Below are 13,297 nucleotides of genomic sequence, written 5' to 3' on the forward strand. Positions count from 1 at the left end.
TCGCCACCCGATATGAAAAACTTGCAGCCAATTATACAGCTATGATTACGATCGCCTGCATTTTGTTGTGGTTATAGTTTGAAAACACGCCCTAGGGTAACTTCTTGCTGTGCAGTTTTATTTAGAAAGTAGGTGATTCCCCTAAAGCTCAATTTATCGGCTAATGGTGGTAGAGGAACTTCCGCCATTTTGGAATTCGGATTAACACGATAAGTAACACTATAGTACATTAAATTATAAGCTAGCCCAAGTTGATGATCTGGCTCAAAGGGCTGTTCTGTTTTATTGCTAACTTTGCTTCGGTCGTATTCGTAGTTCAGACCACGATCGTAAATTTTCATAATTTTCGCTTCCTGAATAACTGTGTACAATTCTCAAGGATTTAGACCGAGAATTTGAACACTCGCCGGATCCAGCCAAAGCAACGATTCAATGCCTGGGACTCAATCCTCAACCCATTTCTTTTTCACAGCTACGAACAAAGATAGCATCCTCTGTTTCATCCCAAGAACTCCTGCAAACGTTAGAACTACTGCAAGTGCGATCGTGGATTGATGCCAAATCAGGTCTGTTGTCTCTCCATGCGATGATGATTGAATATGTCAAATCTTTTATTATTGAGGAGAATATCACCAAATTTCCGCCGAGCGTATTTCTGGATCAAGAACATCAACGTCAGGTAGCAAGCTAGAACTGCTAGGGGAACATTCCGTCTAGGGCTTGCTTCTTTGAGTTCATTACCCCCTTTTTTTGCAAATTTTTAAGCACTATTACTTATTGACAAATTATTTATGACCTTAACCTGTCAAGGATGCCCTCCAAATCCCCTGCTCCCGTATGCTTACCCTTTTCATTCGGGGGTTACGTGGTTAACAATGGGTTGAATGTTTTTTAAATGATTCAACCTTATGACTAGAACTGCAAATGAATATGCCGTATTTCTCCTACTGGAAAGCGGCCACCGGGAAGAAGTACGTTTTCCGACTATTCAAGAGTTTCAGAAGTGGTATAGCGGCGAACTTGTGCCAAAGTCTGCTTCTAATGACTTTATTAGCGTCCCGATCAAAAATATTCAAGGTGAGTATATGGTAGTAAGACCCTCTCGGATCGTGGCAATCCGGGTAGAACCCATTTTTAGTTCCAGTGTTGAAAGATTCAACTAAATGATCAGAAAAACCCTTACTTTGCTTCCCTTGAGTCTGGGAATTGCCCTTATCAACCCTCTCTGGGCGGCTGTTGCTCAGGTTCCTAACTTTCTGCCGTTGCCAGTACCCATAACTCCTGGTTTCCCACCTCTGCCAGTACCAAGCACTCCTGAGTTAACGCCACCGCTAAAACCAATCGTTATCAGAACCGATTGTACGCTCCGGCCGAGTTGTTTGGGTTGGGATGACCAAATTTGGGGTCAAATAGGTAAAACAGGCGTTGGCGCTTCGCCCACCGGAGGTGATCGCAATGCATTGTTGGCTTCCATTGACAACAGTCTGTTTTACCTAACAAAGAGTGGGGCGATCGCAGCATATCAAAATTATCCAGTTAAGGAAATCACCCTTGATCGCGTCCGCCGAAGCTTGCTACGTTTCCGCCAACTCGTTGTTAGTTCTAAGTCAGCAGCCCAACTAGAAGCCGATGTCCGCCGTGAGTTCGTCTTCTACCAATCCGTGGGCAACGATGGCAAGGGTACTGTTAAATTCACTGCTTACTACGAACCTGTTTATACTGCTAGCCGTATCAGGACTTCAATATATAAGTATCCCCTTTATCGGCTACCACCTGATTTGGGCCAATGGCCTAAACCCCACCCAAAACGAATTGATTTGGAAGGGAAGGATGGTTTACAAGGGAATAAGAGCAAGTTGCGCGGTTTAGAACTGCTTTGGTTCCGCGATCGCCTTGACGCATACATGGTACATATCCAAGGTTCTGCCCAAATTAAGTTAACTAATGGCAAAACAACGTCAATTGGCTATGCAGGTGGAACTGATTACCCTTGGACTAGTATCGGCAAAGAACTAGCGAAAGATGGCAAACTTCCACTGAATGGATTGACGCTACCACGGATGATTGCTTACTTCCGGCGATACCCGCAGGAGTTAAACAACTATCTGCCACGCTGGGAACGATTTGTTTTCTTCGAGGAAACTGGTGGTACCGCAGCTGCTGGTAGTATTCATGTGCCAGTGACAGCAGAACGTTCCATTGCTACAGATAAGTCTCTTATGCCACCCGGAGCCCTAGCGCTGATTTACAACTCATTTCCCTATTTAACCAGTCGTGGCAAACTAGAGAATCGTACTGTTAGCCGCTTTGTGCTTGACCAGGATACAGGAAGTGCCATCAAAGGCCCGGGTCGGGTGGATTATTTCATGGGGTCTGGGAAACTAGCAGGCGATCGCGCTGGCATCACAGGCGGCAATGGTTCATTATATTATTTGCTGCTTAAGGAATAGGTAGGGTTTGCTGAATAAGTCTAGAAATTTAATCTAGGTGTCAAAGGGATTGAAAAATCAAGATTTGGTTGCTTAATCCGGAAAATTACACCGTTATTTCTGGTGAAATGCAAGGGTTTTAGACATCGCAGGTCAATAATCTTGCACTTCTTGGCTTCCAAAACTCTGTAAAGCTTTATCTGGCAATACTTTCGCTTTTTTTCAGCAAGCCCTAGGTATTGGAGCATTGGGCACTTGTACTGACTTGTACTGAGCGGCGTCGTTGGCGCAGCCTCTCGTAGAGAAGTATTGGGCATGGGTTATTCCCCTTATCTTCCTTGTCTCCCTTGTCTCGCCACTCCCACCTAATACGGCGGATAAGCAAAATCATCTTCATCAGCATAAACGTAAGAGTTGGAAACTCCCGCCATTGCCAATTTAGGCGTTTCTGATTTTACAGGTTCCTTGCCAAAATCTTTGTATTCTTCAAAAGTCTTACAAATCATTGCAGACTCAAGAGAATCGGAAGCAATTAAATATTCTGTTAAAGTGCCTACCGTCGGATGTTTGTAGTCTACAGTTGAAGCTACCAGAACTGTATTTGGTTCAATACCTCTTTCTTCAGACTCAATTATCGGGCAAAAAATCCCGTGAGCGTGGAACAAAGGCCCTTTTGGTGTCAAAGGTTGCTTGCGGTAAACAGCATAAGCTTTTTCTAGTTCAGCGACGAATCCACTAACTACTTTGCCTTGTTGATATTCGCAGTAAGTTTTGCTGAAACTCGCTCCGGCGGCACCATTAAGAGTTAGTTGTAGTGGTGATTCATGTAAAAACTTTTTATTCTCTCCCACTATAAAAATTAAATAGCGAGTAAAGGTTTTAAATTTAAGTTTGTCTGCTAAAAAAGCATCATAATTCTCTTTGAGCGTACCCAGTTTTAGTCCACTTTCCCGGTCTTTAACAGACAATGGCCCCCGACGCACCATAACCAAGCGTGGAGTAGTAGTAATAAAGACGGTTTCGACTCCAGAGCTAAATTCATGCTCCACTTGCTGCCAATCCTCATCTGGCACAAAGCCGACAGCATTGGCATTATCTACCTTAATTGCTAAACCGTGAGATTGTATACCATCTGTACCATACCTAGGATTAATCATCTGACACCAGGGGATGACTTGAGAAGGCGGTGCATTAAATTTATCGTCTTCAAAGTCGAAATTAGCAGATGCTTTCATCGTTTTAGGCTATCAAAGTGTATTCTTGAACAAGTTTATCGGCTGGGTGCTGAGGAAAGGAGAGCCAGTTATGTGCTGTGGTTCCCAAAGTTTAGGAACTCAAACTCGCGTAGTAGTTTTTCCAGAGTAAAGCAGAATCAATCTATCTTGCAATCCCTATTTCGTTTTTTAACAACAGATTTTCACTTTGGCATCCTTAATTTCTTTAATTTCAGTGCGTTTCAACGCACTTTAGCTATTAGCCCGCAATTTATTGCAGGGCGGGAAAGCAACGCAAAACGAGGTTATGAATACTTTTTGTTTCTCCCGTGATTAAATTAAGATCAGCAAACTAATTTAAACTCAAAGTTGCGAGAGTCTTTAAATCAGGCATTTCTAAGTCAGGTTGACTTACTGCTGAACCTGTGGTATTAACTCCTTTTTGATCTCCGCGACGGTTTACCCAGACTGTTGATAATCCCAGAGATTTGGCTGTAACGATATCGTGATATAGACTAGCCGCAACGTGTAATATCTGCTCTAGCGGCAAATCAATTCTCTCAATAGCCACTCTGAAGTTGTTTAAGGAGGGTTTGTAGCTTTTTGCCTGTTCTGCTGTGATTATCTGGTCAAATTCTACCTCCAAGTGCTTTGCCGAGAAAGCAAAGAGATCCTCATCTACGTTTGAGATAATTACCAGTTTAAACTTTTGCTTTAAAGCTCTAAGTGCTTCAACTGTATCGGGGAAAGGCAGCCAATGCTGAATCGAATCAGCAAGTGAATTTAGTTCGTCAGCAGTTGGGTTAAAGCCAAATCGATCACCAAATTTCTGGACTACTCTGTTCAAAACTTCTCGATATTTGATATATTCTCCTTTTTCCAGTTCAGCTTCAAATTCAGTAAAAAGTTTCAGAATTTGCTCGTCATCCAAATTAGTGTTATGTGCCAGCAGAAGTGGCTTTAGTACCCCGAAGATGCCGTTCTCCCAATCAATTAGGGTTCCGTAACAATCGAAACTTAAAGTCTTGTACTGATTAAAGTTAATCATATTTTTATACTCCATAGCTTGATTAATTGTGTTCAGTTTTCATAAATCAAAAGAGGGGTGAACCTAGCTGACTTTTTATCTGATATGGAAAATCTCTCCTAAAAGGAAAGAGACTTTGAATTTTCCCCTCCCCGCCTGCTCTTAGGGAACACTTTGACGTAAGTCAAAGGCGGGGTGCGGTTCTTTTTTTGATTTATGCAAGAAGTATATTCATTCTTTGGGTCACTGTGCCTTCTTCTGATTACGTCGCTCCCTACTCCTGAATTGTTAATTAATAGGCGACTATTATGGCATTTAGTTAATTCTATATGCTCGAAATTTTGCCACATTTAAAATTAATCGTAAACTGGCTTTCTTTACCTCGATAACCAAGATTATATTGGCGCGATGTCTATTTCTATCGTTCTGATTAGATTCATAATTGAAGCTTAATTGCAATCAATTCACAATTAACAATGTTTAAAAAACTCTTAACCTAAATTTGTACTAGCTTTAACTCAACCTTTGCTTACGCTGTATGTCTTAGTAAGAAGATTGTGTAGTAACTATAGCAAAATACTGTATTACTATCGGGTTTTAGGTGTATCGCTACCATTAACCCAGAGCCAGAAGTCAAATTGGAGGTTCTTACGAGTTGGTGTTGACTGCATTAAGGATTGGAGATTTATGAAACTGCAACTGACCCAATTATATATACTCTGAGCCAAATTAACTGGAGCGTAGACCCATGAGATGCACAGATGCTGCTTACATAGCGGAAAACTAGGTGTCTACGCCGACAGCATGACATTTGCATATTTTCTGTGGAGTTTTCTTAACTTACTTGAGGAGTAGAAATGCTTGAGGCCATCGCTGTTGTTTGGTTATTACTGTTTTTCGGCGATTTTCTATCTACATTCATTTACCACGTACCCGAACACGTTTTTGGTAGCCTTCATTTAAAAACGCACCACTCCTGGAAGAAGGACTTCCGCCACTACGCAATTTTGACTTTTAATCCCCAGGTTCTTTTAGATGGTATCTTGGGAGCTTTGCCTTATGTACTCATAGCAGTAGTCTTGTGGCCTTTCTCTCCCATTGGCGTGATCTCTGGATTACTGCTTGGTCAGTTTCATGTATGGTGGAGACACATAAGTGTACTGGGTTGGCAAACTCCAAAGCCTGTAAATATTTTATGCCAAATTTTATTTATTACAACTCCTGAGAGACACTGGTTACACCATCACAAAACTAATTTGGGTTTCGGTGACATTTTCACCTTTTTTGAACAACCTGCACAAATCTGGTTACGCTGGCTTCGGTTACTTAGACTTCGTTTTCGCTACTCTCGCATCTAACAGAAGCTACCGCTTACCTAAATACTTTTAAAAGTAGGAAAATCAGCTGCGTTAGCGAAGCTTACCGAAGGTATCGCAGCTGATTTTCCTACTTTATTCTTTGTTTCGCCTTCGGCTTTAACTTGACACCAATGGCGAGACACCCACCCCACAAGAAGTAGTTGAGTATTTTTTTATTTGTCAGAGACTTACACAGACGTAAGTACATTTCTGGTACGGACTTTAAAGGTATTTGCTACCGATCAACTTCGCTGTTATATCGCTAATGTTTTTGGGAAAACTAATCTTAATTAGTAAATTATTATATTACTAGATTTTTATGACAATTCCTTTCTTTTCTGGACATGCTGGGCGTAGCTTGCTAATCCAAAGGGGTACGAATAGCTACGGTGAAGAAGGCAGGAGGTTGCAATACACTGTAGGCAACTCTTGGAGACCCTTCTCTACGAGACCCTTCTCTACGAGACGCTGCGCGAACGGCAAGCTCAGGGCATCGCACTACGCGATCGCGCAACTGGTAGAAAGTGAGAAAATGTCTGTCTTGGGAGACTTAGCCGCAGAAGTGGCAGATAAAATTACAGCAGTTTTGATTTATTTGAACCATATATCTTGTAGGGGTACAGCATTGCTGTACCCCTACGGCGTGGTGTATTTACCTGGAAATCGCTGTAATAAGCCAGTTGGCTTGATTGTCGTAAATTTGCAATCTGCTCTAGATGAGGTGTTTCATGTCCGCAGTTAGCCTCAGAAAGATTCTCAACAAAAAAGAGTTGCCATCTATCCTTCATAACTTAGTCTATCAGCTCAACATGGCGATTGATGTTGAACTGGTAGACGGCACAAAACTAATTAGCATTGGGGAGCAAACTGGGGAAAACCGATATCCAATTGAGGTGTTAGGAGAAATCATCGGTTGGGTTATTGGGGGAGAACAGGCAACTCTAGTTGCGACTTTGCTCTCGTTTGCAGCAAAACAGGAAACTGAGAAGAAAGAACTCGCTATAGAGTTGCTGGAGCGATATCAGGAAATTGATTTATTTGAGGATATCTCAACTCAACTGACAACAAGTTTAGATACGCGACAGATTGCCCAACTTGTGCTTCAGGAATTGAGTCAATTAATTGAATCGTCTGCGGGGATGATTCTGCTTCTGAGTCCAGATGCAACTGCATTTGAAATCATTGCCGAATTTGGAGTATTTTTTGACCACAGTCAGCCGGAACCAGATCAGGGAATTATTGGCAACATTGTCCAATCCAACCGGGCAGAACTCGTCAATGATGTGCAAGCCGATCCTCGATTACAGGGGCAAGAAAACGTTAACGCCATGATTTGTGTACCGTTGCGAGCCAAAGAGCGGGTACTGGGAGCGATCGCGATTGGAACGCCCAAAACAGACTCATACAAGGCTAAACACCTGAAACTTGTAAGTATCTTTGCCTCTCAAACTGCGATCGCTATTGACAAAGCTGTAATTTACGAGCAAAGCACTCAAACAGCTGTCCAGGCAAAAGCCCAGACACAGAAGCTTCAGCAAGCTCTCCAGGAATTGCAATTAGCCCAAACTCAGTTGATCCAAAGCGAAAAAATGTCCAGTCTCGGGCAACTCATTGCCGGAGTTGCCCACGAAATCAACAACCCGCTTAACTTTATTTCCGGCAATTTAAAATATGTTGCCGAGTACGCCAATGACTTGTTGCATCTGGTGCAAGAGTATCAGAAATTTCTACCTGTTGCTCCTCCAGAGTTGGAATCAGAGCTAGACAAAATCGATCTGGAATTTATCCTGGAGGATCTCCCCAAACTGCTGAATTCGATGAAGGTGGGCACTGATCGCATTATGGAAATTGTGCAATCTCTGAAAAACTTTTCCCGCCATGACGAAGCCGAAATGAAAGCCGTCAACATCCACGATGGTATCGACGGAACGCTGATGATTCTTCAACATCGCCTGAAAGCAGATGGTTGCCGCCCGGCAATTGAAATTATTAAAGACTATGGCAAATTTCCCCTGATTGAATGCTACCCCGGACAGTTGAATCAGGTATTTATGAACATCCTGGCAAATGCCATTGATGCTCTAGAGGAGGGAATGGGCGACACTTCTCTACGAGAGACTGCGCCAACGGCTACGCTCAATAACCATGAAAAAATATCTCCCCCTACTCCCCAAATCACCATTCGTACTGAAGTCCTCGACAACCAGTTTGTGGTGATTCGCATTGCCGATAACGGCTCAGGGATGAAGCAGGATGTGATCCGACGCATTTACGATCCGTTCTTTACCACGAAAGAAGTTGGTAAGGGAACCGGATTGGGTATGGCAATCAGTTACCAAATTATTGTGAACAGACACCGGGGATTTCTCAAGTGCCGTTCTGCGTTAGGTGAAGGGACAGAATTCTGGATTCAGATTCCAGTGAGTTGTGCAGTGGTGGACGCTGTTGAAAATCACAATTTCAGAATCTCTGACGCGAAGATGGCTTACGCCTCTTTCCCAACCGAATCATCCCCCAGTCCCGATGCAGAGGGCTTCATTCTCTCAACAACTCCAAAGCTCAAACCAACTGATCTATTAATCCGCCATAATCAACTGATTGAACGACTTTCAAAGCAGAATCCAAACCTGGGCGCGGCATCACCAGAGCAAATTTACCAGATATTCCAACGCCACCCAATTTCGTTAAAGCTTTACGCTACCTTGCTGTCCTGGTTCACTTGTCCTAACCCAACCGACATCGACCACTAGCGTTTTCAACTTCAAACCTTGAATTATTCACGCCGCTCTACTTACAGAATTATCTCATGCTCAGAAACCTTGAATTCTTAAAAATCGGTCATCAAGGAATCCTCAAACAATTCCTGATCACTTTTTTACCACTGTCCATCCTGGTTGGGGGCGTGCTGTTGATCATTCACCAGGCAGAGAGTAAAGCTGAACGGGGCGCAATTTCCATCAATGAAACCCGGAACGTTGACCTTCAAACCAAAATAGCTGCTAATGACTTCAATTTAATTAAATCTGACTTGATGTTTTTGGCTAGCCAAAACGAGCTACAGTCCATGCTCAACGGACCTGGGGGTACAACTGAAACACTGGAGTTGAGGCAGGCGATCGCTAAAGAGTATTTTTCCATGTCTGAGCAGAAGCAACTCTATGACCAGATTCGCTTTCTTGACACAACTGGTAAAGAAATTGTCAGGGTCAACTTTAATAAAGGTCAGCCCAGCGTTGTCCCTGACGAAAAACTGCAAGTCCAAGCAAAGCGTTACTGGTTTAAAGACACCTTGTCCTTGCAATCAGGCGAGGTGTTTATATCACCACTGGATCTAAATATTGAGCGGGGCAAGATTGAACAACCGCTTAAACCAATGATCCGTTTTGGCACTCCTGTATTTGATTCCCAGGGGCAAAAACGCGGTATCGTTGTGCTGAACTATCTAGGTGAGAAATTTATCCAGAATCTGCAAAAAGAAAACTTGACAACTTTAGGCGAAATGCTGCTACTCAATGCTGATGGTTACTGGCTTAAGGGACCAAAGCCAGAGAAGGAGTGGGGCTTTATGTACGAAAACCGCAAAGACCAAACCTTCGCCAAAGCCTTCCCGAAAGTCTGGCAGCAGATGGGCACAACGGAGTCGGGACAGTTTCAAACGGCTGAGGGATTATTCACCTTCAAAACCCTGTATCCGCTGCTGGAAGTTCAAAAAGCTCAATCCAGTACGGGGGCGAGCCGTGCCTTCGATTCCAGTCAAGGGAAGGTGGATGCCAAGTCTTACCGTTGGAAAATTTTAACTCATGTTCCCCCTGGGATCTTAAATGCGCGATCGCAAAGTTCTTTTAAGCGACTCCTGCTGTTTTATGTGGTTATGACTGGCTTGATTGGGGTGGGTTCCTGGCTATTAGCCTTATCCCGCTTACGACGACAACAGGCAGACACAGAACTGCAAGCAACATTCGCTGACCTGACTGCAATTATTGACAATTTAGCAGATGGGTTATTGGTAACTAATACCATCGGCCAAATCACCCGCTTTAACCCGGCACTGCTCAAAATGTTCCACCTTGGCGACATTGACCTCAAAGGAAAAGACAGCGGAGAAATTTCTCAAGCTGAAATTGCTGATTTGGTAAAGCAGACCCACAAACAATCCCGAGAGATATTCACCTCTGAGATATATCTAGCAAAAAGCCGGGTTGGTCAAGCTTTAGCAACTAACATCTTCAAAGAAGCATCTAAGGATGAGGCCGCGAGGTGGCTAGGTTCAGTGATCTTGATTCGGGATATTACGGCTGAGAAAGAGATCGATCAGATGAAAACCGATTTTATCTCTACGGTTTCCCACGAGTTGCGGACGCCACTAACTTCTGTCCTTGGTTTTGCATCGATCATTAAAGAAAAGCTGGAAACCGATGTTTTCCCACTACTTTCTACCGAAGAGCGTAAGCTTCAGAAAACCATTAAGCGGGTGGGTGACAATCTCAATATTATTGTGTCGGAAGCAGAACGGCTGACATATTTGATTAACGATGTCTTAGATATTGCCAAGATGGAAGCAGGTAAGGTGGAATGGCAGATGCAGCCCATTGATCCCAGCGAATTACTCGATTTGGCTACCAATTCCACCGCCGGGTTGTTTCAAACCAATGGCTTGGAGTTGGTGAGCAAGATTGAACCTGGACTGCCTCAAATAGTAGGCGATCGCAACCGTCTGCTGCAAGTTTTAATCAATCTGATTTCCAATGCCGTTAAATTCACTGAATCCGGTTCTGTCATCTGCCGCGTCAAACGAGAAAACAACGGTGTTTGCATCAGTGTCATCGACACAGGCGTTGGCATTGCACCTGAAGACCAGCCGAAAGTGTTCGAGAAATTCCGCCAAGTTGGGGACACCCTCACTGACAAACCCAAAGGTACAGGGTTAGGACTGCCCATTTGTAAGCAAATCGTCGATCATCACGGCGGTAGAATCTGGGTTGAGAGTGAACCAGGCAACGGCAGTACATTCTCGTTCATCATTCCCACCACTGAGAGCGATCAAAAAACTACTGCTAATCTGAATCTGGATGGGCTAGTCAAACAACTCAAAGAACACGTTATCACCACAAACACTGTGCTGAACCAAAACCACAAAACGATTTTGGTTGTAGATGATGACGCTAACATTCGAGAATTGCTCCGTCAACAACTGGAAAACCAAGGCTACAACGTTTGGGAAGCCAAAGACGGCGTGGATGCGATTCATCAAATCAAAACAGCCCGTCCCGATCTGATTCTCTTGGATGTAATGATGCCCCAAATCAACGGCTTCGACGTGGCAGCCGTCCTTAAAAATAATCCCCAAACCGCAGATATTCCGATCATCATTCTGTCAATTATTGAAAACAGAGAACGGGGCTATCAAATTGGCATTGATCGCTATCTCACCAAGCCCATTAACACAGAGAAACTCCTCAACGAAGTTGGCTCATTGCTTTACCAGGGCACTTCTAATAAAAAGGTATTGGTTGTAGATAAAAATGCATCCACTTTAAAAACCCTATCAGATGTACTGCAAGCTCAGGGATACAGGGTGATTGAAGCCTCCGATCTCCAAGAATGTATCAATAAGGCTCGGTCAGCCAAACCTGACATAATCATTATAGATTCTATCTTCTCTGAAGAAGGCGATTTGGTGAAAACCCTACGGTTTGAGAAGGAGTTAGAAAATGTATTTTTTATTATGCTATCGCATCAGTAATCTCTGCTACTAGTACCGCTTCTCTACTCATATCTTGCACCTCACCGTATAATCCCAGAAAAAGTAAAAAGATGTGCGATAAAGCTACCTAATTTTTATTGGCTTTTATCGATAAATCAATACTTTTACTTTTTTACTGAGTAATAAAATCACATCAATTTTTGTTGGTGCAAGATGTGAGTCTACGAGACGCTACGCGAACGCGTAATTCGTAATTACCTTTTAGCAAGGGTTTCAGACATTACAAATGGGTGGCTTATTTACGCCGTATTGTACTAGGGAATTTCTACTCCCATTCGGCTACGCTCACGGCAAGCCCACTCCCCACTCCCCACTCCCCAATTCTTATGACCCAGAAAATTCTGATTGTTGATGATGAACCGAACATCTTGATTTTGATGGAACAAGCCCTAGAAGCATTAGAAGATGAGGGTGTTGAACTTCTAACTGCCAGAAATGGAGAAGAAGCTCTCGAAATTATTAAAACTGAAAAACCAAATCTAGTTTTCCTCGATGTGATGATGCCTAAAATGAATGGTCTGAAAGTCTGCCAAATTGTTAAACATGACCTACAAATGACTGATGTCTACATTGTGATCTTGACAGCTAAAGGACAGGAATTTGATAAACAAAAAGGAATTGAGGTTGGTGCAGATTTATATCTAACTAAACCATTTCGTCCCAAAGAAGTACTTGAAAAGTCAAAGCAGGTGTTGGGTTTTTCAGGAAAGTCTTGAATGCATTTCACCTGCGATCGCTTACTGCAAACTGGAAGCGATCGCAGCACTTGGTAATTCATCCACAATAGGCGTCGCTTGTTCTGATATTACGCTATTTTGACTTTCAATTATCAGGTTTTTTGAGATGAAATTAAATACTTTTTAAAATTACTAAAATTATCGGACTTACACATTGACAAGAGATACAAAATATGTAATAGATGAAAAACCACATCTTTCGTAGGGGTTTAGCATGCTAAACCCCTACAGCATCTTCACTCAGGTCGATGCCACTGAGATTAACACCAGCCAAATCGCTGTGACTCAAATCAACGTCCCTAAAGTCTCTCTCTCCAGCAGCATACCTTTCCAGCAATTCTTCAATATCCATAACTTAATACCAATTCTGTATGAAGATGCGCTAAACCATATTTAATTTGTTGGTAATGACAAAGCTTGAAGAGTAGGTGTACAGTTTAGCAGAGCCGACACAAGGAAAGAAAACCTCTCCCCTGCTTCTGCTTGTTCAACCAAAAGGTAATTCTGGGAAACCTTAATTTGTGAGAGCGAGAGGCTTTTGCCAGAAGGAACTAGAATTAGGAAACGCCTAGCTGGGTTCTTCTGACTTTTGAAATTAGGAGTGCGTGTGTGCCAAAATCCCCTAAATATTTGCTGATTGGATCAACCGAGACTTACAGCGGTAAATCTGCAACTGTTCTGGGTTTGTCTGATCAGCTACAGCAAAAAGGACTGGATATTACCTACGGTAAACCGCTCGGTACGTGTTTGAATTCGTCTAGTGGAACC

Annotated in this window: 13 protein-coding genes; 8 read left to right on the forward strand and 5 right to left on the reverse strand. The window is 42.9% G+C overall.

The genetic code is table 11. From position 1 onward, the window contains the following. Positions 1-71: 71 nt before the first annotated feature. Complete coding sequence (locus ACYTXL_RS29385) at positions 72-341, reverse strand: DUF4278 domain-containing protein (RefSeq protein WP_461927721.1); 270 nt, start codon at positions 339-341, stop codon at positions 72-74. Positions 342-538: 197 nt separating this feature from the next. Here ACYTXL_RS29385 and ACYTXL_RS29390 point away from each other — a divergent pair, with 197 nt between their 5' ends. The 3 genes from ACYTXL_RS29390 (at position 539) to mltA (ending at position 2,450) form a co-directional block, all read left to right on the forward strand. After that, entirely contained in the window at positions 539-691 is a 153-nt protein-coding gene (locus ACYTXL_RS29390) for a hypothetical protein (RefSeq protein WP_461927722.1), read from the forward strand. Positions 692-908: 217 nt separating this feature from the next. Continuing rightward, positions 909-1,163 (forward strand): hypothetical protein, encoded by a 255-nt coding sequence (locus tag ACYTXL_RS29395; protein WP_292802324.1) that lies wholly within the window; start codon positions 909-911, stop codon positions 1,161-1,163. Between the two features lie 3 nt (positions 1,164-1,166). Beyond that, positions 1,167-2,450 carry a murein transglycosylase A gene (gene mltA, locus ACYTXL_RS29400; protein ID WP_461927731.1) on the forward strand — a complete coding sequence of 428 codons (1,284 nt, stop codon included), beginning with the start codon at positions 1,167-1,169 and terminating at the stop codon, positions 2,448-2,450. Between the two features lie 211 nt (positions 2,451-2,661). On the opposite strand, the gene ACYTXL_RS29405 is transcribed toward mltA, so the two are convergent. The 3 genes from ACYTXL_RS29405 to ACYTXL_RS29415 form a co-directional block, all read right to left on the reverse strand. Then, positions 2,662-2,814, reverse strand: a complete 153-nt coding sequence (locus ACYTXL_RS29405) for a hypothetical protein (RefSeq protein ID WP_461927723.1) — start codon at positions 2,812-2,814, stop codon at positions 2,662-2,664. Further along, entirely contained in the window at positions 2,795-3,664 is an 870-nt protein-coding gene (locus ACYTXL_RS29410) for a DUF5895 domain-containing protein (RefSeq protein ID WP_461927724.1), read from the reverse strand. Before ACYTXL_RS29410 ends, ACYTXL_RS29405 begins: the two co-directional genes overlap by 20 nt. A gap of 331 nt (positions 3,665-3,995) precedes the next feature. Next, positions 3,996-4,691 carry a haloacid dehalogenase type II gene (locus ACYTXL_RS29415; protein ID WP_461927725.1) on the reverse strand — a complete coding sequence of 232 codons (696 nt, stop codon included), beginning with the start codon at positions 4,689-4,691 and terminating at the stop codon, positions 3,996-3,998. 836 nt (positions 4,692-5,527) lie between these two features. Here ACYTXL_RS29415 and ACYTXL_RS29420 point away from each other — a divergent pair. The 5 genes from ACYTXL_RS29420 (at position 5,528) to ACYTXL_RS29440 (ending at position 12,508) form a co-directional block, all read left to right on the forward strand. After that, entirely contained in the window at positions 5,528-6,028 is a 501-nt protein-coding gene (locus tag ACYTXL_RS29420; protein ID WP_335166478.1) for a fatty acid hydroxylase, read from the forward strand. 319 nt (positions 6,029-6,347) lie between these two features. Next, positions 6,348-6,770: a hypothetical protein gene (locus ACYTXL_RS29425; RefSeq protein ID WP_461927726.1), complete on the forward strand. Its 423-nt coding sequence runs from the start codon at positions 6,348-6,350 to the stop codon at positions 6,768-6,770. Continuing rightward, positions 6,757-8,778 carry a GAF domain-containing sensor histidine kinase gene (locus ACYTXL_RS29430; protein WP_461927727.1) on the forward strand — a complete coding sequence of 674 codons (2,022 nt, stop codon included), beginning with the start codon at positions 6,757-6,759 and terminating at the stop codon, positions 8,776-8,778. Before ACYTXL_RS29425 ends, ACYTXL_RS29430 begins: the two co-directional genes overlap by 14 nt. A gap of 56 nt (positions 8,779-8,834) precedes the next feature. Continuing rightward, the gene (locus ACYTXL_RS29435) at positions 8,835-11,771 is read left to right on the forward strand and encodes a response regulator (protein ID WP_461927728.1); all 2,937 of its coding nucleotides are present in this window, start codon (positions 8,835-8,837) and stop codon (positions 11,769-11,771) included. Between the two features lie 347 nt (positions 11,772-12,118). Further along, on the forward strand, positions 12,119-12,508 hold the full coding sequence (locus tag ACYTXL_RS29440) for a response regulator transcription factor (RefSeq protein WP_461927729.1): 390 nt from the start codon (positions 12,119-12,121) through the stop codon (positions 12,506-12,508). Positions 12,509-12,746: 238 nt separating this feature from the next. On the opposite strand, the gene ACYTXL_RS29445 is transcribed toward ACYTXL_RS29440, so the two are convergent. Beyond that, a complete protein-coding gene (locus ACYTXL_RS29445) occupies positions 12,747-12,881 on the reverse strand; it encodes a pentapeptide repeat-containing protein (protein WP_461927730.1) in 135 nt (44 codons plus the stop codon). Positions 12,882-13,297 lie beyond the last annotated feature (416 nt).

This window comes from Nostoc sp., assembly GCF_054880495.1.

Bases quoted from the DNA above. Each gene is read 5' to 3' on its own strand.
- ACYTXL_RS29385 (WP_461927721.1), bottom strand. From the start codon at position 341: ATGAAAATTTACGATCGTGGTCTGAACTACGAATACGACCGAAGCAAA.
- ACYTXL_RS29395 (WP_292802324.1), top strand. From the start codon at position 909: ATGACTAGAACTGCAAATGAATATGCCGTATTTCTCCTACTGGAAAGC.
- ACYTXL_RS29410 (WP_461927724.1), bottom strand. From the start codon at position 3,664: ATGAAAGCATCTGCTAATTTCGACTTTGAAGACGATAAATTTAATGCA.
- ACYTXL_RS29415 (WP_461927725.1), bottom strand. From the start codon at position 4,691: ATGATTAACTTTAATCAGTACAAGACTTTAAGTTTCGATTGTTACGGA.
- ACYTXL_RS29420 (WP_335166478.1), top strand. From the start codon at position 5,528: ATGCTTGAGGCCATCGCTGTTGTTTGGTTATTACTGTTTTTCGGCGAT.
- ACYTXL_RS29425 (WP_461927726.1), top strand. From the start codon at position 6,348: ATGACAATTCCTTTCTTTTCTGGACATGCTGGGCGTAGCTTGCTAATC.
- ACYTXL_RS29430 (WP_461927727.1), top strand. From the start codon at position 6,757: ATGTCCGCAGTTAGCCTCAGAAAGATTCTCAACAAAAAAGAGTTGCCA.
- ACYTXL_RS29435 (WP_461927728.1), top strand. From the start codon at position 8,835: ATGCTCAGAAACCTTGAATTCTTAAAAATCGGTCATCAAGGAATCCTC.
- ACYTXL_RS29440 (WP_461927729.1), top strand. From the start codon at position 12,119: ATGACCCAGAAAATTCTGATTGTTGATGATGAACCGAACATCTTGATT.
- ACYTXL_RS29445 (WP_461927730.1), bottom strand. From the start codon at position 12,881: ATGGATATTGAAGAATTGCTGGAAAGGTATGCTGCTGGAGAGAGAGAC.